This is a genomic window from Rhizobium album (assembly GCF_003122325.1).
GTDB lineage: Bacteria > Pseudomonadota > Alphaproteobacteria > Rhizobiales > Rhizobiaceae > Metarhizobium > Metarhizobium album.
The window spans coordinates 118,411-140,645 of record NZ_QFBC01000005.1 but is presented as its reverse complement, the minus strand read 5'-3'; the positions used below and the strand labels follow the sequence as shown (position 1 = coordinate 140,645).

Annotated in this window: 16 protein-coding genes; 13 read left to right on the top strand and 3 right to left on the bottom strand. The window is 63.1% G+C overall.

The genetic code is table 11. The annotated features are described in order from the left end of the window. Positions 1–68: 68 nt before the first annotated feature. Complete coding sequence (locus DEM27_RS13560) at positions 69–1,238, top strand: aminotransferase (protein WP_109458964.1); 1,170 nt, start codon at positions 69–71, stop codon at positions 1,236–1,238. A gap of 139 nt (positions 1,239–1,377) precedes the next feature. Here the strand turns inward: DEM27_RS13560 and DEM27_RS13555 are convergent, their stop codons facing one another. Then, complete coding sequence (locus DEM27_RS13555) at positions 1,378–2,484, bottom strand: vWA domain-containing protein (RefSeq protein WP_109458777.1); 1,107 nt, start codon at positions 2,482–2,484, stop codon at positions 1,378–1,380. A 259-nt stretch (positions 2,485–2,743) separates the two neighbouring features. On the opposite strand from DEM27_RS13555, the gene DEM27_RS13550 reads away from it, so the two are divergent. From DEM27_RS13550 to DEM27_RS13530, 5 genes are all read left to right on the top strand, one after another. Further along, positions 2,744–5,050: a KAP family P-loop NTPase fold protein gene (locus tag DEM27_RS13550; RefSeq protein ID WP_165823423.1), complete on the top strand. Its 2,307-nt coding sequence runs from the start codon at positions 2,744–2,746 to the stop codon at positions 5,048–5,050. Positions 5,051–5,380: 330 nt separating this feature from the next. Then, positions 5,381–6,640, top strand: coding sequence for a plasmid partitioning protein RepA (repA, locus tag DEM27_RS13545; RefSeq protein ID WP_109458775.1), 1,260 nt, complete (start codon positions 5,381–5,383; stop codon positions 6,638–6,640). Between the two features lie 225 nt (positions 6,641–6,865). Continuing rightward, complete coding sequence (gene repC / locus DEM27_RS13540) at positions 6,866–8,149, top strand: plasmid replication protein RepC (RefSeq protein ID WP_337250474.1); 1,284 nt, start codon at positions 6,866–6,868, stop codon at positions 8,147–8,149. Between the two features lie 126 nt (positions 8,150–8,275). Further along, the gene (locus DEM27_RS13535) at positions 8,276–9,559 is read left to right on the top strand and encodes a 4-aminobutyrate--2-oxoglutarate transaminase (RefSeq protein WP_109458963.1); all 1,284 of its coding nucleotides are present in this window, start codon (positions 8,276–8,278) and stop codon (positions 9,557–9,559) included. A 2-nt stretch (positions 9,560–9,561) separates the two neighbouring features. Beyond that, entirely contained in the window at positions 9,562–11,046 is a 1,485-nt protein-coding gene (locus DEM27_RS13530) for an NAD-dependent succinate-semialdehyde dehydrogenase (RefSeq protein ID WP_109458773.1), read from the top strand. Positions 11,047–11,177: 131 nt separating this feature from the next. Here the strand turns inward: DEM27_RS13530 and efp are convergent, their stop codons facing one another. Continuing rightward, positions 11,178–11,747, bottom strand: coding sequence for an elongation factor P (gene efp, locus DEM27_RS13525; protein ID WP_109458772.1), 570 nt, complete (start codon positions 11,745–11,747; stop codon positions 11,178–11,180). A 152-nt stretch (positions 11,748–11,899) separates the two neighbouring features. On the opposite strand from efp, the gene epmA reads away from it, so the two are divergent. The 7 genes from epmA to DEM27_RS13490 all read left to right on the top strand — a co-directional run bounded on the left by epmA (position 11,900) and on the right by DEM27_RS13490 (position 20,213). After that, positions 11,900–12,964 (top strand): EF-P lysine aminoacylase EpmA, encoded by a 1,065-nt coding sequence (epmA, locus tag DEM27_RS13520; RefSeq protein WP_109458771.1) that lies wholly within the window; start codon positions 11,900–11,902, stop codon positions 12,962–12,964. Then, a complete protein-coding gene (locus DEM27_RS13515) occupies positions 12,961–14,016 on the top strand; it encodes a lysine-2,3-aminomutase-like protein (RefSeq protein WP_109458770.1) in 1,056 nt (351 codons plus the stop codon). Before epmA ends, DEM27_RS13515 begins: the two co-directional genes overlap by 4 nt. Before the next feature lie 310 nt (positions 14,017–14,326). Further along, positions 14,327–14,578, top strand: coding sequence for an acyl carrier protein (locus tag DEM27_RS13510; RefSeq protein WP_109458962.1), 252 nt, complete (start codon positions 14,327–14,329; stop codon positions 14,576–14,578). Continuing rightward, entirely contained in the window at positions 14,578–15,759 is a 1,182-nt protein-coding gene (locus DEM27_RS13505) for an acyl-CoA dehydrogenase family protein (RefSeq protein ID WP_109458769.1), read from the top strand. The genes DEM27_RS13510 and DEM27_RS13505 overlap by 1 nt, the downstream gene beginning before the upstream one ends. Positions 15,760–15,763: 4 nt before the next feature. Next, positions 15,764–16,672: an amino acid--[acyl-carrier-protein] ligase gene (locus DEM27_RS13500; protein WP_109458768.1), complete on the top strand. Its 909-nt coding sequence runs from the start codon at positions 15,764–15,766 to the stop codon at positions 16,670–16,672. Further along, the gene (locus tag DEM27_RS13495; RefSeq protein ID WP_109458767.1) at positions 16,663–17,646 is read left to right on the top strand and encodes a DUF1839 family protein; all 984 of its coding nucleotides are present in this window, start codon (positions 16,663–16,665) and stop codon (positions 17,644–17,646) included. Before DEM27_RS13500 ends, DEM27_RS13495 begins: the two co-directional genes overlap by 10 nt. Positions 17,647–17,735: 89 nt before the next feature. After that, positions 17,736–20,213, top strand: coding sequence for a glycoside hydrolase family 2 protein (locus DEM27_RS13490; protein WP_109458766.1), 2,478 nt, complete (start codon positions 17,736–17,738; stop codon positions 20,211–20,213). A gap of 164 nt (positions 20,214–20,377) precedes the next feature. On the opposite strand, the gene DEM27_RS13485 is transcribed toward DEM27_RS13490, so the two are convergent. Next, on the bottom strand, positions 20,378–22,207 hold the full coding sequence (locus DEM27_RS13485) for a serine aminopeptidase domain-containing protein (RefSeq protein WP_109458765.1): 1,830 nt from the start codon (positions 22,205–22,207) through the stop codon (positions 20,378–20,380). Between the last annotated feature and the right edge of the window lie 28 nt (positions 22,208–22,235).

Sequence of the window (22,235 nt, the reverse complement as noted above, 5' to 3'; positions counted from 1 at the left end):
CTATCCGGGCCGCGCCGCCCTGCCGAGACGTCTTTTATTCCATCGTATTTTTAGGAACCGCCATGCCCCTGCCGACCCTCAATCCGCTGATCCGCTCCCTGTCCGCCCCGCCGGTTCCCTCCGTGCTGGCCTGGGGCAGGGAATACGGGGGAGACAGGGGGCCGCTCATCGATCTCAGCCAGGCGGTGCCCGGCTATCCGCCGCACCCTGATATGCTGGCCTGGCTTTCCGAGGCGGCCGGATCGCGGCGCTTTACCGGTTACGGCGCCATCGAAGGCGAGGATGAGCTGCGCCAGGCCTATGCCGCGCATGAAACCGCGCTCTACGGCGCCCCGCTGGAAGCAGGCAACATCCACATCACATCCGGCGCCAACCAGGCCTTCATCAGCGTGCTGATGGCCGTTGCCGGCCACGGCGACAGCGTGGCGCTGACCAACCCCTTCTATTTCAACCAGGAAACGACGATGGCCATGCTGGGCATCCGGCCGGTGACGATCGAATGCGATCATGCCGGCGGCTTCCTGCCGGGCATCGATGCCGTTCGCTCGGTCCTTGCCGGCGGCGTCAAGGCGCTGGTGCTGGTGACGCCCAACAACCCGACCGGGGCGATCTATCCGGCCGGCCTGCTGCGGCAGATTTTCGATCTTTGCCGCGCAAACGGTGCCTGGCTGATCCTCGACGAGACCTACCGCGATTTCCTTCCGGCCGAAGAAGAGCAGCCGCATGGGCTATTTGCCGTTGCCGACTGGCAGGACACGCTGATTTCGCTCTACAGCTTTTCGAAATCCTTCTGCATCCCCGGCCATCGCCTCGGCGCCGTGACGGCAGGTCCGGAGGTGGTCGAGCAGGTCGCCAAGGTGATGGACAACCTGCAGATCTGCGCGCCGCGCTCGGCGCAGGCCGCCGCCGCCAGGGCCTTGCCCGCCCTGAAGGAATGGCGCGACGGCAACCGCAACGAAATCATGCACCGCGCCGCCGCCCTGAAGGGCGTGATGGCCGAACTGCCGGCCTGGAAGATGGATGCGATCGGCGCCTATCTCGCCTTCATCCGCCATCCTTTCGACGGCGTGCCTTCCGCGCTGGTGGCTGAAAAGCTTGCCAAACAGGCCGGTGTCGTCTGCCTGCCCGGCGTCTATTTCGGCCCGACGCAGGACGCCTACCTGCGCTTTGCCTTCGCCAATGCCACCTCGGAGACGATCGGCCGGCTGACGGGGCGCTTGAAGGCGTTTGCGATCTGAGGCAGCGCGGCGGCTCTTCATCCCCCTGCCGCGACGTAGCCTTTTCCCCTTCTCCCCCGCGGGGAGACGGCGGCCCGAAGGGTCGGATGAGAGGGCGAGGAGCAACTCCTTACGTCAGTGCCCAACGCCTTGAAAACCCTCAGCGAAGCTGGCTGCGCAGGGTTTCGGCGACGACGGAATCAAAACTGTCCTTCTTGTCCTCGGTCTTGCGCTTTTCGGCGGTAAAATCATCCCGCTTCTTCACCAGATCCGCCATGCGTTTTTCCAGATGGTCGCGCTCCTCGATCTTCTGCTTGAGATAGACTTCGCGTTCACCGGAGGTCTTCGACTGCATCGGCTCGGGAAGCGCGTCGTCGGCCACCTCTTCGAGGCGTTTTGCGCCGTTCTTGATATCGGCGACGAGATCGCCGCCGCCGGTGATGACTTCACGCGAAATCATCCGCTTGGAATAGAATTCGGAGTTCTCGACGACGACCGAGGAGGGGGCGGCAGCCTTGGCCTCCATCTTGCTGCGCACTTCCTCCTGCTTTTCCGCATCGCCATACGGCATCACGGTGCCGTCGATCTCGCGCTGCAGGTGGATGATCTCGTCGTCGTAGGGTGTCTCGATGACGACGATTTCACCGCCGTCCTGCGGAATGGGAATGTATTCGCCATGCCCCATCTGGGCGATTTCCCGCCAGATGGCGCGGGTATCCGGATCGTCGCCGGCCTGGACGGCATTGACGGTGATATCGCGCTCCGCCGCCGTCTTCAAAACCTCGGGATATAAGGGCGCATTGTCGTAATCCATGTGCGGCGGCGCATCGCCGACCAGGAAGATGATGCGGCGGGTCGCCTCCGCCTTGTCCCAGCCGAGCTTGCGCACGGCGGTATCGAGCGCCTCGTTGACCGATTCGGGCGTGTCGCCGCCGCCATCAGCCTCGAAACGGATCAGCTTGCCGTAAAGACCCTGCAGATCCGGGCTCATGTCATGCGTCTCCACGACATAGTCGTCGCCGCGGTCGCGGTAGCCGATCAGCGCCATGCGGATATCGGCATCGGGATTGATATCGACGATCGTGTTGGCGATGCTCCAGATCTTGCGTTTGGCGCCGTCGATCAGCCCGGCCATCGATCCCGTCGTATCGAGCACGAAGGCCACTTCGATGCGCGGGGCGCCATTGGCGGCGAAAGCCGGGAAAGGCAGCGAAAACAGCGAGCCGCCCAGCAGGGCAACAGTCAAAAGATTGCGTGTGAGCGGCATGTGGCGGTCTCCCGTGAAGCAATATCGATGCGGGATATTGTGCGGCCGGTTTTATGGCGAAGTTTCGATGCCATTGCGGCTGCAGCATGTCGTGTGACATTCGTCACGTTTGCTGCGCACCGCCATGCGCCGTTACCTGCACCTAGGAGCATGTTCCGAACGCGTGATTTTTCGGTTGAAAGTGCTGGAAACCGACACCTTGCAGATTGCGTCGGGCGCCGTGTTGCCATTCAATTCGCGCACGCAAGGAGTCACTGCAATGCAGCAATTGCCCGATACCCCGATCTTTTCGCCGGAGCAGGACCTGTTCTCGCTTTCGCCGTTTTCGCAGCGCCTGGCGCGGGTGTTGCGGACGGCGCAGGCCCGGGAAAACATGGTCGTCGGCCTGAACGGCGTCTGGGGCGGCGGCAAGACCAGCGTGCTGAACATGGCCGTCGCCTGGCTGATGGCGATGGAAAAGGCAGGCCTTGACCGCTACGCCGCCTCCGAACGAGACGAAATCCAGGCGATGGACACGCTGATCGGCCGGGTCCACCCCGATGACCATGCCCGACACCTCACGGCGCTGGAGCGGGAATGGGGCGGGGCGGCCGGCGGACAGACGGTGATCGTGCGTTACAATCCCTGGCTTGCGTCGGGCCACGATACGCTGGTGTCGGATTTCTTCCGTGTCCTCGGCGACCGGCTGGACGAGGTTCTCGACGACGAGATCCGCCTCTATATCCGCGCAACCGCCAGCCGGCTGGCGGATTTCATGGATCTGACCCGGCAATCCTCCTCCGGCATGGGCCGGCTGCTGGCGCTTTATGCCGAGGCCAGCGGCGGCGGGCCGCTGGCCGACAAGCAGGAGGGCGCCAAGCGCACCGGTTTCCTCAAGGGCCTGTTCCGCAAGGTGACGGCGACGCCGATCCCCGAGACATTGCAGGAAGCGCGCGACCAGCTCGCAGCGCAACTGGACAAGCTCAAGAACTGCCGCATCCTCGTGGTCATCGAGGATATCGATCGCCTGCGCCCGGACGAGGTGCGGTCGCTCCTGTCGATGATGAAGGCGATCGGGCAGTTGCCGAACATCACCTATCTCATCGGTTACGACCGTTCGGTGCTGGAAAAGGCACTCGGCGAGGACGGTGACGAAAACGGCCTGCCGAAATTTCTCGAAAAGATCGTGCAGGTCGACCTCGACCTGCCGCGCGTGCCCGGCGAACGGCTGCTCGAAGCCCTGCTGGCACATGCCGGCGATATTTTTGGCACGCCGCTGGATGCCAATGAGCGTCAGGACCTGATGCAGACGTTCAAGCGCCGCCGGGTGCTGCTTACCACGCCCCGCGACGTCGGCCGCCTGCGCAACGCGCTCGTCTTCGCCGATGCCGCCACCGGGCGCTCGATCCGCACCACCGACCTGATGCGCTTGGAAATGCTGCGCCTGAAGGAGCGTGACGTGTTCGACTGGATCATGCGCCACGCCATCTATTTCCACCCGCGGATCGGCATGTCGACCGCCGATGTCAATGCCGAGGACCGCGCCTTCATCGAAGCGGGCATCGCCCAGGCGAGCAAGATCAACCGCGACGCGGTCGCCGATACCCTGGCGCATACGTTCGAAAACGTCGCCCAGGCGCTGGGGGGCGCGGCACCCGACCCGAAGGACCGGCTGCACGAGCTGGATACCCGCTATCCGCTCTACAGCTGGGAGGGGTGGGAATGTTACCTGCAATCCTTCCCGAACACCGATGTCATCGCCCAGGAGGAATGGGGCTACGTTCGCCAGATCGGCAGTGACCTGCCGAAGGCACGCAATTACGTGCAGACGCTGCTTTCCCGCCGCCGCTCGGACGGCAAGCCGCTGCTCCTGTCCTTCCTCGACGGGCTGGACCGGCTGCTGCCAGGCGGCCCCGAACCCGTCGGCCTGCTCAATGCGCTGCTCGAACTCGACGACACCACCGTTTCGACCGGTTTCGGCATGACGCATCAAAGCGCCTTCCGCGAACTGCACAGGCTGTTTGCCCGGTGCGAACATCCGGTGGAAGTGTTGACCGGCCTGACCCTCAAGGAAGGCGTCAATCCTTTCGCCGTGCTGATCGTCCTCGAAGTCTTTGCCGAACAGCTCGGCCTGATGACGAAGGGCAAATCGCGCGAACCCTGCGTCTTCAGCGAAAACGATCTCGTCGAGAGCATTTCCACTGTCTACCTGAGAATGTCGTCGGTGCCGGCGGAACGCTCGGCGGAATGGTTTTCCACCGTCGACATGCATCGCCTGCTGTCGCTCGGTCTCGATCGCAAGACGCTGCTGCAGTTCATCCAGAAGGCGCTCTCCAAATCCGCCGAGCAGCTGCGTTATCTCCTCGAGGAAGTCTGCACCAACTGGCCGTCCCGCCACGGCGTGCGCCTGCTTCTCACCCGCCGGCCGGAGCCCGATGTCTATCCGCTGCAGGACATGCGCAACTATGCCGCCCGCATGGCGCGCAAATATCCCGATGACGACTTTTTCCACGATTTTGTCGAGGGCGCAGACGAATTCCTGGCAACGCCCGGCCTGAAGGATCGCAGCCAGCGACTGAAAATGTGAGGCGCGGCTGACATTCCGGCCGGCCTTTTTCGACGGATTGATTCCATCGCCTTTTGATGGAATTCATCTTTTTTATTCTTGGTGTAATGTTGTAAGTCATTGAAAAATAAAGACTTGATCGACGCCCTTGACGCGACTCGACAATTTCACCACGCTCTAACGGAAAAAGACGCAGATTCTTCATTCCGGCGTAACCGGACCGATCGTCTGTTAGAGTAACTGTCCAGCGTATTTACACGAGTGATGGAATCGCACGACAAGGCAAACTCAGCTTTCATGAGAAGGCTGCAGTTTGACGACACCGGCGGTGGATAACGGAGAAGCATGCATATGGCATCGGTATCGAGACAGCTTGCAAGCCGGGACGCGGAAGGCGACATGCGCCTGCCCGCCGACGAGGCGATAGCCGCCGATGCACGCGCACTGTCCGAACAGCTCAAGGCCATGCGCGAGCGGCTGTTTCCGCCGACATCGCAGAAATCGCTGCGCAGCTTTACCTCCGGCGAGGCGGCCAAGCTCATCGGTGTTTCCGATGGCTACCTGCGGCAGCTTTCGCTTGCCGGCGACGGGCCGCAGCCGAGCATCGGCGTTGCCGGCCGGCGCTTCTATTCGCTGGCCGATATCAACGCGTTGCGCCGCTACCTCGCCGACCAGGCTATCGCCAAGGGCAACGCCGCCAAGGCGCGCACCTATCTTCCCTGGCGCAATGCAGCACGCGGCGAACATATCCAGGTGATCTCGGTCACCAATTTTAAGGGCGGCTCCGGCAAGACCACCTCGTCGGTGCATCTCGCCCAGCATCTTGCGCTGACCGGTCACCGCGTGCTGGCGGTCGATCTCGATCCGCAGGCGTCGTTGTCGGCCCTGTTCGGCTACCAGCCGGAACTGGATCTCGACGGCAACGACACGATCTACGGCGCGATCCGCTACGACGGTTCGGCACGGCCGCTGAAGGATCTGATCCGCAAGACCTATGTCGACGGCCTCGACCTGGTGCCGGGAAACCTGGAACTCCAGGAATTCGAACATTCGACGCCGCAGGCGCTCAGCCAGCGCCATAACGGCAAGGATGCCGGGCCGCTGTTTTTCGCGCGGATTTCCGCCGCCCTGCAGAGCGTCGCCGACGATTACGACGTCGTCGTGCTCGATTGCCCGCCGCAGCTTGGTTATCTGACGCTGTCGGCGCTCTGCGCCTCAACTTCCGTCGTCGTCACCGTACATCCGCAGATGCTCGACGTCGCCTCGATGAACCAGTTCCTGTTCATGACCTCGGATCTGCTGAACGTCGTGCGCGAGGCCGGCGGGCAGCTGAATTTCGACTTCCTGCGTTACCTCGTCACGCGTTTCGAGCCCAATGACGGGCCGCAGGCGCAAATCGTCGGTTTCATGCGCTCGCTGTTCGGCGAGCGTGTTCTGACCGCCAGCATGTTGAAATCGACGGCAATTTCCGACGCCGGACTGACGAAGCAGACGCTGTACGAGGTTGGACGAGAAAATTTCACCCGCGCGACCTACGACCGCGCGATGGAATCACTGCATGCCGTCAACAGCGAGATCGAACGCCTGATTCACACGGCGTGGGGTCGCTGATCCCCGGCACATTGTTTCGTGTTACCATGACGTAAGCCCTGGTAAACCGCGTTAAAACCGAATTGAGCTTGAGAAAGGAATATCGAGAGCAAGAAAAAAGGCCCCCAAAACGTCGCCATTTCGGAAGCCCTCTTCTATGTAGCAATTCAAGAGAATCACTTCCAGCAATCAAAGTCAAGCGCCGCCGGCATCTTTTGCTGACGGGATGATTCGTTATGCCCTGAAATGTCCGTCGCGGGTGCCTCTTGCCTCTTTCGAAGAGGACCCTTTGGCATGGAAAGATTAGCGACGACGCCTTTTGGCGGCGCACGCATGCGTGCGGACATATTTAGCCTGCAGGCCGCTATCGCCCGGCGGCAGCAGGTTTTGAAAAAGGGCGAGGGTAATGACGAGACCGGCAGTGCCGACAAATGGCAGCTGCTGCGGGCCCTGACCGAGGCACGGGACGCCTACGGCCTATCCGACAGGACGCTTTGCGTGCTGGAAGCTTTGACGAGCTTCCACGGCGAACGTGTGCTCGACGGCCGCAACCCGATCATCGTCTTTCCCTCGAACACCGAACTGTCGTTGCGCGCCCGCGGCATGTCCCCGGCAACCTTGCGCCGGCATCTGGCTCTGCTGGTCGAGGCCGGCCTGATCATGCGTCGCGACAGCGCCAACGGCAAACGCTTCTGCCGCCGTGACGACAATGGTGCTGTCGAAAGCGCCTTCGGCTTCGACCTCGCACCCCTGGCACTGCTTGCGGGTGAAATCCACGCCCATGCGGAAATCGCCCGTGCCCGTGCCAAGGCCGTGCAGGCCCTGCGCATGGAAATCACGCTGCACCTGCGCGACATCGCCAAAACCATCCAGGCCGCCCACATGGAGCAGCGTTCCGGGCCCTGGACGGATTTCGCCGAACAGCTCGCTGCCCTTTCCGGCCGGATCTCACGCGCTGCGGACATGGACGGCCTCCATCTGCGCCGCGATGCCCTGCTTCTGCTGCGCAACAGCGTGGAAAAGACCTATCTCGAAAGCCTCAGCGAACAAGAAATGAGCGCCAATGAATCCGATTTTGAGCGGCATATTCAAGATTCAAATATAGAATATAAATCTGAATCGATCGCTCCGGAAAAATCGACAGCCAAAATCGTGCCAGATCAACGGCATGCCTTAAGTGAGACGAAAGAAATGCAGCTTTCACTCAAGCAGTTCCTGCAGGCCTGCCCCGATCTGTCGGCTTATAACCGCGACACCATCCGCAGTTGGAACGATGTCGCCCACACTGCCGACTTCGTCCGCGGCATGCTGGGGATCTCGCCGGAAGCATGGGGGAAAGCCCGCCGCGCGATGGGCGAGCTCGGGGCCGCAGTCACCGTTGCCGCCATCCTCCAGCGCGGCACCGATATCCGCTCTCCCGGTGGATATCTGCGGAATTTGACCGGGAAGGCCGAGACCGGCCGCTTCTCGGTCTATCCGATGATCAGGGCGCTCTGCAGTGATCGGCAGAGGGGAAATATTTTGCAGTAAAACTGCAAGAAATTTTTGACGAAACCCTTGGCAACCGTTGCCAAGGTCCGGATTTGGGTTCATACCTCCATGCGAACCGACGTCGCGGAGCGTCCTGCTCCGACGATCAACATGATGGGGAAGCGGATGAAGAACGTCGATATTGCAGTACGCAAGAATGAAGCCATTTCGCGTGGCGTCGGCATGACCACGCAGGTCTATGCCGACCGTGCCGAAAACTCCGAGATCTGGGACGTCGAAGGCCGCCGCTACATCGATTTTGCCGCCGGTATCGCCGTCGTCAACACCGGCCACCGTCACCCCAAGGTCATCGAAGCCGTCAAGAACCAGATCGATCGTTTTACCCACACCTGCCACCAGGTCGTGCCTTACGAAAACTACGTGGCGCTTGCAGAACGCTTGAACGCCGCCGTCCCCGGCAATTTCGCCAAGAAGACGATTTTTGCGACCACCGGTGCGGAAGCCGTTGAAAACGCCATCAAGATCGCCCGTGCTGCCACCGGCCGTTCCGCCGTCGTTGCCTTCACCGGCGCCTTCCATGGCCGTACCTTCATGGGCATGGCGCTGACCGGCAAGGTGGTTCCCTACAAGGTCGGCTTCGGCGCGATGATGAGCGACGTGTTCCACGTGCCGTTCCCGGTCGATCTGCACGGCATCACCGTCGACATGGCGCTCGATGTTCTCGACAAGCTGTTCAAGGCCGATGTCGATCCCAAGCGCGTTGCGGCGATCATCATCGAGCCGGTGCAGGGCGAGGGCGGTTTCTACGAAGTCCCGCGCGTGCTGATGAAGGCGCTGCGCCAGCTATGCGACGATCACGGCATTCTGCTCATCGCCGACGAAGTGCAGACCGGCTTTGCCCGGACCGGCAAGCTGTTCGCCATGGAACATTACGACGTCGTCGCCGATCTCACCACCATGGCCAAGGGCCTTGCCGGCGGTTTCCCGCTGTCTGCCGTCACCGGCCGCGCCGAACTGATGGATGCGCCCGGACCGGGCGGCCTCGGCGGTACTTATGCCGGCAACCCGATCGGCATTGCCGCATCGCATGCGGTTCTTGACGTCATCGAGGAAGAACAGCTTTGCGACCGCGCCAACCTGCTGGGCAACCGCCTGAAGCAGCGCCTCGAATCCCTGCGCGAAGGCGTGCCGCAGATCGTCGATATCCGTGGTCCGGGCTTCATGGTCGCCGTCGAGTTCAACCATCCGGGCACCGAAAAGCCGAATGCCGACTTTGCCAATGCGGTCCGTCTGAAGGCGCTTGAAAAGGGCCTGATCCTGCTGACCTGCGGTGTCTATGGCAACGTCATCCGCTTCCTGTCGCCGATCACCGTCCAGGACGGCGTCTTCCAGGAAGGTCTCGACATCATCGAAGCATCCATGCGCGAATGCGCCGCAGAGGCGAAATAATCATGAGCATCTCCAACGCACTGTCTTCCAAGCTCAAGGATCCGTCGCTTGCTCCCGATAAGGCTCTGGTCGGCGGCCAGTGGCTTGCGGCCAGCGAAAGCGGCAAGACCTTCGAAGTGACCAACCCGGCAAACGGCGACGTGATCGCCGTTCTGCCCGATCTCGGCAAGGTCGAGGTCTCCAAGGCGATCGATGCCGCCCATGCCGTACAGAAGGCCTGGGCGAAAAAGACCGCCAAGGAGCGCGCGACGATCCTGCGCAAGCTCTTCGACCTGATGGTCGCCAATGCCGACGACCTCGCCACCATCCTGACTATCGAGATGGGCAAGCCCTGGGCCGAAGCCCGCGGCGAAGTCCTCTACGGCGCATCCTACGTCGAATGGTTCGGCGAAGAAGCCAAGCGTGTCTACGGCGACACCATCCCCGGCCACCAGGCCGACAAGCGCATCATCGTCATCCGCCAGCCGGTGGGTGTCGTCGGCGCAATCACGCCATGGAACTTCCCGAACGCCATGCTGGCCCGCAAGATGGCGCCGGCGCTGGCGGCAGGTTGCACCATGGTTTCCAAGCCGGCAGCGCAGACGCCGCTTTCGGCGCTGGCGCTGGCGCTGCTGGCCGAACGCGCCGGCGTTCCGGCCGGCGTCTTCTCGGTGGTGACCTCCACCCAGTCGGCGATGATCGGCCAGGAAATGTGCTCGAACGAGAAGATCCGCAAGGTCACCTTCACCGGTTCGACCAATGTCGGCAAGATCCTGATGCGTCAGGGTGCCGACCAGATCATGAAGCTCGGCCTGGAACTCGGCGGCAACGCCCCGTTCATCGTCTTCGACGATGCCGATGTCGATGCCGCCGTCGAAGGCGCGATGATCTCCAAGTACCGTAACAACGGCCAGACCTGCGTCTGCGCCAACCGCATCTACGTTCAGTCCGGCGTCTACGATACGTTTGCGGCCAAGCTGGCCGAGCGGGTTTCGAAGATGAAGGTCGGCGACGGCATGGCGGAAGGCGTCAACGCCGGACCGCTGATCGACCAGAATGCCCTGAAGAAGGTGGAAGAACATATTTCCGACGCCGTTTCCAAGGGTGCCAAGGTTGCCGTCGGCGGCAATCGCGATGCGCAGGGCGGCCTGTTCTACCAGCCGACCATTTTGACCGGCGTGACCTCCGAGATGATGGTCGCTCGCGAAGAGACCTTTGGTCCGGTGGCACCGCTCTTCAAGTTCGACACCGAAGAGCAGGTCATCGAGATGGCCAACGACACGGAATTCGGTCTTGCCTCCTACTTCTATTCGAAGGACGTCGCGAAGATCTTCCGCGTTGCCGAACAGCTGGAATACGGCATGGTCGGCATTAACACCGGCCTGATCTCCACCGAAGTCGCCCCCTTCGGCGGCATCAAGCAATCCGGCCTCGGCCGCGAGGGCTCAAAGTACGGGCTGGAGGATTACACCGAGCTGAAATATCTCTGCCTCGGCGGCATCGAGTGATATGACAAGAAGAGCCTCGGAGCGATCCGGGGCTCTTTTTTATCTACCGCGCAACTTTTTCTGATAGGCAAGAAAAAGCCTCCGAAACCCTGGGTCCCGGAGGCTTTGTCAAAGCGGTATTCGGCTGAATATCAGTCCTTGGCGCGTTCCACGTAGGAATTGTCTTCCGTCATGATCACCACGCGGGTGCCGGCGCTGACATGCGGCGGCACGGCGGTGCGCACGCCGTTGGACAGGATGGCCGGCTTGTAGGACGACGATGCCGTCTGGCCCTTGACGACCGGTTCGGTCTCGGCGATTTCGAGGATGACGTGGCGTGGCAGTTCGAGCGCGAGCGCCACACCTTCGTGGATCGACAGCGTGACGGTCATGCCTTCCTGCAGGTAGGGCTTGGCATCGCCGACCGTATCGGCATCGACGGCGACCTGGTCGTAGTTTTCCGGGTTCATGAAGTGGAAGCCTTCGCCGTCTTCATAGAGGAACTGGAACGGGCGGTCTTCGACGAAGGCGCGCTCGACCTGTTCCGTCGTCCGCCAGCGTTCCGAAACCTTCACGCCGTCGACGATGCGGCGCATGTCGACCTGCGTTACCGGCGTGCCCTTGCCGGGATGAAAGTTCTGGGCGGTGAGAACGACATACAGCTTGCCGTCCACATCGAGAACGTTGCCCTTGCGGACCGAAGAGGCGATGATCTTGACCATAAGACTTCCTTGTAACTCGCGCCATGGCGTCGTAGAGGACTGGCAACAGCCATGCCGGAGACGCTTTATTTGTTTTTCTGGGGCGCCACTACCGCAAATCGGCGGAAATAGCCAGCCTTCCGTGATCGAAAGCCGTAAAGAAACCGTTGGAAATGACAGCTTCCTCCTTCAAACCGTCGCCCTGGTGGCAACCCGGCGTGCATGCCGACCGCCGGCCTTTCCTGATGGCGCGCAACCGCATTCGCGCGGCACTCGCCGGATATTTTTCGGCCGGCGATTTTGTCGAGGTGGATACGGCGACGCTGCAGGTTTCACCCGGAAACGAGGCGCATCTGCATGCTTTCGCGACCGAGGGCATAACCACCAGCGGCGGACGGGCGCCGCTCTATCTGCATACCTCGCCCGAGTTTGCCTGCAAGAAGCTGCTGGCGGCGGGAGAGGCGCGCATCGCCTGCTTTGCGCATGTCTACCGCAATCGTGAACGGGGGCCGCTACACCATCCGGAATTCACCATGCTGGAGTGGTATCGCGCCGGGGAAAGCTACGAGGCACTGATGGCCGACTGTGCCGCCCTGCTGGCGCTGGCGGCGGAAACGGCCGGACAGGCGAGCCTTACCTATCGCGGCGAGACCTGCGATCCGTTTGCCGAGCCGGAGCGGCTGAGCGTCGCCGAAGCTTTTGAGCGGTATGCCGGCGTCGACCTGCTCGCGGCCGTTACGCCATCGGGCGAAACGGATCGGGATGGCCTTGCGGCACGCGCAAGTGCTGCCGGCATTCGTGTGGCGGCCGATGATGGCTGGGCCGATATCTTTTCCCGCATCATCGTCGAAAAGGTCGAGCCGAACCTCGGTTTCGGCCGCCCGACCATTCTCGACGAATATCCGGTGAGCGAGGCGGCCCTGGCGCGGCCTTCGGCGCGCGACCCGCGGGTGGCGGAGCGCTTCGAGTTGTATGCCTGCGGTGTCGAACTCGCCAATGCCTTCGGCGAACTGACGGACGCGGCGGAACAACGCCGTCGGTTCGAGATCGAGATGGCGGAGAAGGCCCGCATCTATGGCGAGACCTATCCGATCGACGAGGATTTTCTGCAGGCTCTGGCGCTGATGCCGGCTGCAAGCGGCTCGGCGCTCGGCTTTGACCGCCTGGTGATGCTGGCGACCGGCGCTGCGCGCATCGACCAGGTGTTGTGGGCGCCGGTCGCGGATTACGGCCCATGAGTTTTGCCCGCGCCATCACCACTGCGGATGAACTGGAAGCCGCAGGCCTTGTCGATCAAGGCCAACGGGCGGGGATCGAGGCCGTCGTAGCGCGGTATGCCGTGGCGATCACGCCAGACATCGCCCGGCTGATCGAACCCGGCATGGCCGCCGATCCGATTGCCCGGCAGTTCGTGCCCGATCCGGCCGAACTGCTGACCGCGCCGGAAGAGCGGGCCGATCCGATCGGCGACCATGCCCATAGCCCGGTGGAAGGCATCGTACATCGCTATCCGGATCGGGTGCTGCTCAAGGCGGTGCATATCTGTCCGGTCTATTGCCGCTTTTGCTTCCGCCGCGAGATGGTTGGGCCGAAAGGCGAGGGAACGCTGACGGCGGAAAAGCTGGCGGCCGCCGTGGATTACATCCGCGGCCATCGGGAAATCTGGGAAGTTATCCTCACCGGCGGCGATCCGCTGGTGCTGTCGCCGCGGCGACTTGCCGCCATCATGGCCGAGCTGCGCGATATCGATCATGTGAAGATCGTGCGTTTCCACTCGCGGGTGCCGGTGGTCTCGCCTGACAGGATCGATGCGGCGCTGATCGACGCGATCCGAGCGTGCGGCAAGACGGTGTATATTGCACTGCACGCCAACCATCCGCGGGAACTGACAGCGGCGGCGCGGGCTGCCTGCGGCCGGCTGGTCGATGCCGGTTTCGCAATGATCAGCCAGTCGGTGCTCCTGCGCGGCGTCAACGACGATCCGGCAGTGCTGGCCGAACTGATGCGCAGCTTTGTCGAGATCCGGGTCAAGCCCTATTATCTGCATCACCCAGACCTTGCGCCCGGCACCGGCCATTTCCGCCTGTCGATCGAGGAGGGCCGGGCGATCGTCGGCGCCTTGCGCGGACGCATATCCGGGCTTTGCCAGCCAACCTATATCCTTGATATCCCCGGCGGTTACGGCAAGGTGCCGATCGGTGCGGAAGCCGTGACGGCGGTCGGGGACGGCTGTTATTCGGTGTCCGATTATCGTGGCGAGGATCATCTCTATCCGCCGGCCGGACCTTGAGCCTGTTCATTCTGGCACAGGGCGAGCCGATCTTGCACGGATAGCCGCGTCCTGCTGTCGCGGGGACGACCGGCGCGCCCGTTCCGAAACGATGCAATCGGCCGCAAATGCGACGTGCGGAGCGCCGGCCACGGCGATCTTTTGCCGATGACGGGGTGGGGGCCCGCCCGATCATTCAAATGCGAGGCAATTGTCTGACCGTCGCTTTACCACGTCGCTTAGACGAATCTTATGCTTTTTTCTCTACAGGATTTCCCTATCGGGCGGCATCAGGCCGCTCTTCTGTGTTCGTGTTATGAAGGATGTCGAGATGAACGAGACAATTCGAGGTCTGGTGACGAAATTTGGCGGCTTGCCGGTCGCCGTCGACCAGATTGCAGACGATGCCGATCTTTACAGCGCGGGCCTGTCCTCCTTCGCGTCGGTGCAGCTGATGCTGGGCCTTGAAGATGCCTTCGACGTCGAGTTTCCCGATACGCTGCTCAACCGCAAATCCTTCTCCAGCATCAACGCCATCGCCGCGACGCTGACACAGATCCTCGACAAGAGGGATGTTGCCTGATGAACATGTCCGTCAGCATCGCCGATGCCGGACTTATGGCACGCGCAGCGCGTGTCGCCACCATCGCGGCCAAACATGCCGATGCGGTCGATGCGGCGGGACGTTTCCCCCGGGAGGCCGTCGATGCGATGATCGCCGAGCGGCTGCTCGGCATCCAGATTGCACGCAGCCATGGCGGCGAAGACGCGGATTTTTCCAAGATCGCCGAGCTTTGCTCGATCCTGGGGCAGGCCTGCGCGGCCAGCGCCATGGTGTTCGCCATGCACCACATCAAGCTGTCCAGCCTGGTGCAGCACGGCAGCGAAAGCGCCTGGCACACGGCCTTCATGCGCCGCGTCGCCGATGAACAACTGCTGCTCGGCTCGGCGACGACCGAAGGCGGCATCGGCGGCAACCTGCGCAATTCCATCTGCGCCATCACGGTGAAGGACGGCGTCTGCCATCTCGAAAAGGATGCGACTGTCATCTCCTACGGCGATTATGCCGATGCGATCCTGATTACCTCGCGGTCCAACCCGGAGGCCGCATCCTCCGACCAGGTGATGACTGTCTTCCTTAAGGAGCAATATACGCTCGAGAAGACGCATGTCTGGGATACGCTCGGCATGCGCGGCACCTGCTCCGACGGTTTCCTGTTCAAGGGAACGGCGCCGGCCGAGCAGATCTTCCCGAAACCTTTTGCGGAAATCGCTGCGCAATCGATGCTGGCGGCGTCGCATCTTCTGTGGAGCGGCGTCTGGCACGGCATTGCCGCCGATGCCGTCTCCCGCGCGCAGGCTTTCGTCCGCGCCGCCGCACGCAAGTCGCCGGGCGCCATGCCGCCGGGAGCCCTGCGCCTGGCGGAACTGTCCAACATGCTGCAGACATTGCGCTCCAACGTCGTTGCCGGCCTGAAAGCCTATGAAGACGCCAAGGACGATCCGGACAAGCTGGCCTCCATGGGGTTCTCCGTGGCGATGAACGGCGTCAAGATCTGCTCGTCGGAGATGATCCTGCCGATCGTCAACCATGCGATGCTGATCTGCGGCATCATGGGCTACAAGAACGGCACGCCTTTCAGCCTCGGCCGGCATCTGCGCGACGCCCATTCGGCGCAGCTGATGATTTCCAACGACCGCATCCTGAGCAACATGTCGACCATGCTGCTCGTCCACAAACTCGACACGAGCCTATTGGGGTAAGACCATGGATATGCAGGTATCGTTTCTCGACCGCCTTTTCGAAGCCGGTCTTCTCATCGACACGGGCGTCGAAGGCCTTTATGGCCGCAGCGGCCAGTTCGAAGACGTGATCGCTGCTTTCGAGCGCCTGATCGACCGTTTCGGCGGTGCCGATGGCGCAGAAGCCATTCGTTTCCCGCCCGGCATGAACCGCGCCTATTTCGAGAAGAGCGGTTACATGAAGAGCTTTCCGCAGCTCGCCGGCACGGTACATTCCTTCTGCGGCTGCGAACTCGACCATGTCAGCCTGATGAAGTGCATGGATGAGGGCGGCGACTGGACGGGCGAGCAGAAGGCGACCGACATCGTCCTGACGCCGGCTGCCTGCTATCCGCTGTATCCGACGGTCGCCAAGCGTGGCCGCTTGCCGGCGGAAGGCGGGCTCTACGACCTGCAGTCCTACTGCTTCCGCCACGAGCCTTCCACCGATCCGGCCCGCCAGCAACTGTTCCGCATGCGCGAATATGTCTGCATGGGCACGCAGGACCACGTCACCGATTTCCGCCAGCGCTGGATGGATCGCGGCGTGCAGATGATGGATGCCGTTGGCCTGACCGTCGAGATCGACGTCGCCAACGACCCGTTCTTCGGCCGCGCCGGCCGCATGCTGGCCAACAACCAGCGCGACCAGAACCTGAAGTTCGAGCTTTTGATCCCGGTGACCTCGGCCGCCAAGCCGACCGCCTGCATGAGCTTCAACTACCACCAGGATGCCTTCGGCACCAAATGGGGCCTGGAGCTGGAGGACGGCAGCACGGCGCATACCGCCTGCGTCGGTTTCGGCCTGGAGCGCATCGCGCTGGCGCTGTTTGCCCATCACGGTCTCGACGTCAAGGATTGGCCGGCGCATGTCCGCAAGGCGCTGTGGGGTTGACCGGCGCAATGCAGGCCGTCTTTGCCAAACTCGATCCGGCCACCTACGCGCCGCATGCGCTGCATGCGGCCGGGCGGATGTGGCCGGAAACCAATTGTTACGTCGACCTGTGGATCGAGGTGCTGTCGTCCTTCGGCGTCGCGCCGGAAGCGATGCTCGGCTTTACGCTGACGCAGGATTTCGAGGGCGACCAGCTGACCTTCTTCAAGGTGCCGCTGGAGGATCTCGAAAGCCTCTACGGTATCCGGGTGGCGGAGCTGGCGATCTTCGACGACGTCAAGGGCCATGTCGCGCAGCAGATCGGCCGCGGGCGGTTGTGCCTGCTCGAAATGGACAGCTTTTTCATGCCCGACACGCAGGGCGTGGCCTATCGCAAGGAGCACGGCAAGACAACGGTTGCCATCAACCGCCTCGACCCGGAGCGGCGGGCAATGGAATATTTCCACAATGGCGGTTATTTCGGCCTGCAGGGGGATGATTTCGACGGCCTGTTTCAGCACCACCTCGACGAAACCGATCCGCCGTTTTTGCCTTATACGGAATTCGCCAAATTCCCGGCGGTCGCGCCCGGCGGAGAACACCAGCACGCCGAAGCGCGGCGCCTGCTGCAGGTCCATTTCCGCCGCCGGCCGGAGGCCAATCCGCTCCGCGCCTTTTCGGCCGTCTTCCCGCAGCAGGTGGAGGCGATTGCCGAGCGTCCGTTCGGGTTTTTCCACAAATATGCGTTCAACACGCTCAGGCAGGTGGGGGCGAATTTCGAATTGCTGGGCAGCCACCTGGACTGGCTGGCGCCGGGCGAATTCGATCATGCGGCAACGCAGGCGCGACGGATTTCCGAGGTGGCGAAATCCGTGCAGTTCCAGCTTGCCCGGGCCGTGACGCGCAAGAAATTCGAACCGCTGGCGACAGCGCTGGCGCCGGCTGCGGATGCCTGGGACAGCCTCATGGACGATCTCGGCCGCCGGATCGGCTGATTTTCACCCATACACGGAGCCGGCCGGCTGGCAAGACGGCCGGGAATCACCGAGAACGACAGCAACGTCCAACCGGAGCGCGTTTCATCATGCCACGTAGCCTCTCTCTTTCCGGCGGCACGCACAGGCCGCTTTCCGAAGGGTGGGCATTGGTGGTGACCGCCGCCGGGGCGCATGCCGGACCGGCAACCGTCGACGCAACGGCCGGCCTGCCGGCGCCGGTGCCGGGCACGGTGGCGCAGGCGCTGGAACATGCCGGGCTTTTCGACCGCGAGAAGCCGCAACCACTCCACGACAAGGACGTCTGGTATGTTCGCACGCTGACGGAATTCGGCAGCGGTGCGGCGCAATTGCGCTTCGAGGGACTGGCGACCGTTGCCGAAGTCTACCTGAACGACGAGCGCTTCCTGACTTCCAGCAGCATGTTCGAAGCGCATGCGGTGGATGTCGTCCTGACAGGGGCGGAAGACCGGCTGGCGATCTGCTTTAGGGCGTTGCGTCCTTTTCTCGATGCGAGCGGACCGCGTGCCCGCTGGCGGCCGCAGATGATGGAGACACAAGGCCTGCGGCTGGTGCGTACCACGGCACTCGGACACATGCCCGGCTGGTGCCCGCCGATCGATGCCATTGGCCCCTGGCGGGCCGTTTCGCTTCTGAAAGTGGACGATGTGGAACACATCACCACCGACCTGTCGCTCGCCGCCAGATTGGCCGAGGGTGGGGCAGGTGTCCTCGATCTTTCCTTCGCCTGCGCCGCGGATCTCTCCGATGTCCGCCTCGAATGCGCCGGCGAGAGTTGCGCCGTCACGCGTGCCGCCGATGGTCGCTGGCAGGCGGCGCTGACGCTGCCGCAGGTCGAGGCCTGGTGGCCGCATACGCATGGCCAGCCGCACCTTTACGACGCGCATCTTTTCGTCGGTGGAAAAACCATCCCGCTCGGCAAGGTCGGCTTCCGCAGTCTTGAGATCGATCGCGGGCAGGACGGCAAGGATTTTGCCGTCGTCGTCAATGGCGAACGGGTGTTCTGCCGCGGCGCGGTGTGGACGACGGCGGATATCGTCCGCCTTCCCGGCGCCAAGGAGGACTATCGCCCCTGGCTTCTGAGCGCCCGGGACGCGGGCATGAACATGCTGCGCATCGGCGGCACGATGGCCTACGAGACGCCGGCCTTTTTCGAGATCTGCGATGAACTCGGCCTGATGGTCTGGCAGGACCTGATGTTCGCCAATTTCGATTATCCGGCGAAGGACGACGCCTTTGTCGCGCATGTGCGGCGCGAGGTGGAGCAATTGTTGGACGGTATCCAGGCATCGCCGTCGCTCGCCGTCCTCTGCGGCGGCAGCGAGATCTACCAGCAGGGGGCGATGCTCGGGCTGCCGGAACGCATATGGAAGGGAACGCTGACCGAGGAGATCCTTCCCGATGTCTGCGGCAAGGGGCGGGCAGATGTGCCTTATGTCGCCAATTCGCCGTGCGGCGGCGCCATGCCGTTTTCGCCGAACGAGGGCGTGACCCATTATTACGGCGTCGGCGCCTATTGCCGGCCGCTCGACGATGCGCGGCGCGCCCAGGTGCGGTTTGCCGCCGAAAGCCTTGCCTTTGCCCATGTGCCGCAGGCGCGCACGCTTATGCAGCACCTGCCGGTGCCGGCGCTGCATCATCCGCGCTGGAAGGAGCGGGTGCCGCGGGATCGTTCTGCCTCCTGGGATTTCGAGGACATCCGCGATTTTTACCTGCAGGAGATCTTTGCCGCCGACCCCGCACGATTGCGCCGCGAGGAGCCCGACAGCTATCTCGATCTCTCCCGTGCCGTCACGGCCGAAGTGGTGGAGGCGATCTACGGCGAGTGGCGCCGGCCCGGCTCTTTCTGCAACGGCGCGCTCGTCTGGACCCTGCAGGACCTGCTGCCCGGTGCCGGCTGGGGCGTGATCGACGCGACCGGCGAGCCGAAACCGGTCTGGTACGGCCTGCGCCGCGCCTTCCGCCCGCTGCAGGTGATCCTGACCGACGAAGGCACCAACGGGCTCTATGCCCATGTGCTCAACGAAACGCCGCAGACATGGACCGGCACACTCGAACTTGCCTGCCTGCGCAATGGCGAACAGGTGGTGGTCTCCGGGCGCCATTCCCTGACACTGCCGCCGCGTGGAAAACAGAGCTTTGCGGCGACGGACCTGTTCGGCGCGTTTTTCGACACCACCTATGCCTTCCGCTTCGGCCCGCCCTCCCACGAGGTGACGGTGGCGCGCCTGCTGGACGGTGCGGGCGAGGTGATGGCCGAAGCCTTCGATTTCCCGCTCGGCCGCAGCAGGGCGTTTTATGATACCGACATCGAGGTTTCGCTGGTGAAGTCGGACCGCGGCTGGTGCCTCGATCTGGAGACGAAGCGTTTTGCCCAGTCGCTGCACATCGAGGCGGAGGGATATCGGGCCGAAGAGGACTGGTTCCATCTGCCGCCGGGCGGCCGCAAACGGATAAGGCTGCTGCCGCGGTACGGTGTCGATGTGTCCGCCTTGCCCGGCGGCGAAATCAGCCACATTGGCAGCCGCCGGATCATTCGATTTTAGGGAAAGCCGTTCGGTCGGGCCGCGGACAAGCAGCCACTGCCTCCACCCCGTCATTCGCGGCCTTGTTCCGAGCATCCAAGCACATCGGATACAGCCTTTATCATCAATGGCTTGAGAGACGTTGGCAGGTCCTCGGGACGAGCCAGAGGATAACGGAGGGGAGGTTATCGGCAAGCCTGGGCCGTTGCAGGCTCCCGCCCTTCGGGGAAACACTTCAGCGCCACCGCTTCGATTTCTCGCTGATAGAGAGCGCGGAAATGCGGTGTGGTGAGATCGTGATCGGCGTTGGCAACGATCACGAAGCGGGCATTCGGATACCGCGCCAGGCCGGCGCCGTCATTGCCGAAATGCAGGCTGAAATGGTTGAGCCCGACATCGGCCTGGCTGTAGAGCAGCGACAGTTCCGTGCCGTGCGCCTCGATCGCCTGGAAGACGTGATGCACCTCGCGGCGCTCGCGCGACAGCGAGGGAATGGCTTCGAACAGCGGGCCGGCGAATTTGAGGCTGCGTTTGCGCAAGGACCGCAGCGTGTTGATGACGGCGTATTTGAGGTTGACCTGGCCGCTGGCGATCCGCCGCCAGGTATGCGCCCGGAAGAGTTTGACGCCGTAGGTGGAGAGCTGCTGCGGCACGAATTGCAACAGTTCCTCGATCGACTGGCTGCCATCCCAGAAGAAAGCGTAAGGGTTTGCCGAGACCGCGCCGCGGATGCGGGCGTCGCGCGCAACGGCCCGGACGGCAAGGTATCCGCCACTGCAGCGCCCGGCGATGACGACCGGGCCGAGGCCGCGGCTGGCGATCAGCGCGACGGCGGCATCGACATCGTCATATTGCGCATCGGAATAGATGATCTGCTGCGGGGCGCCGGCAACGGGCGGGCTGTCGGCGGCATTGGCGGCGTCGAAGCGCAGCGAGGCTATGCCGGCGGCGGCGAGCTTTCTGGCGGTTTCCGTCGCCACCCGGCCCCAGCCCGACATGCGTTCATAGGCCGTGGTCAGCATGATGACGGTGGCGCCCCTGCGCCGGCCATCGGCCGGTTCGCAGAGGATGCCGAACAGCCGGCCGTTGTCGCCGAAGCGCAGCGGTGTTTCGCGGAAGTTTTCGCCCTGGAGCGGCGGCGGGTCAGCTGGCATCCTGACGGGCAGGGCGGGAGCTTGCGGCCTGGCGGCCTCCACCCATTTTACCCAGTTGACGACGGCCTCGATGACGGCGAGCGGCGGCCTGGAAAACACCAGATTGCCGACCAGCTGGTCGTAATCCTCGTAAGGAACGGTTTCGACCGAGGCACCCGCCGCCTGGAACCGTGCCCCGAGTTCGCCGTCTCCGGGCCTGTCGGCGCGGGCGGCGACAAAGCAATGGCGGGCCGGTGCCGTCTCGTGTTTGCCGAGGTTGATCTGCCTGATGCCGGCGCCGATGGCGTCCGGCATGGTGATACCGGCGACCGTCAGGCCGTCTCCCGTTTCCGCAGCGCCCCGGACCATGCGCGACCAGGCCGAAAGCTCGCGCAGATAGGCGCGGCCGGAGATGACCGGCGCCAGCAGCGCAACGCCTTCGACATTGCCGATAGTATCAGCGGCTTCGCAGGCGAGCGCGGCACCGAGGCCATGGCCGACAAGGATGAGGTCGCCGGCACCGGACAGGCTGCGCAGCTGCGTCGCCGCCTCGAGAATGCTGTCGCGCCACAGGTCGAGACCGGAGGCGGTATCGGTTACATCGAGGGCATCGCCGGTGCCGGGATAATCGAAGCGCAGGCTGGCGATGCCCGCCGCGGCCAGATCTTCCGCCAGCATACGCCAAAACTTGCGCACGCACATTTCCTCGTAGCCCCAGGGGCTGACGAGCAGGACCGCGATATTGCTGCTGGCAGTGCCTGGTTTTGGCGGCATGTAGAGCCCGACCGTCTGCGAGAAGGTGACCGGAAGAGCCGCCGCCTTTGCGAGCGCGTTTTCATCCGACGCTACGGCCGAGGGCTGGACTGTCGCGTGTATCGTCATCGTCGCATCGGTCTCCTCTCGTTGCAGC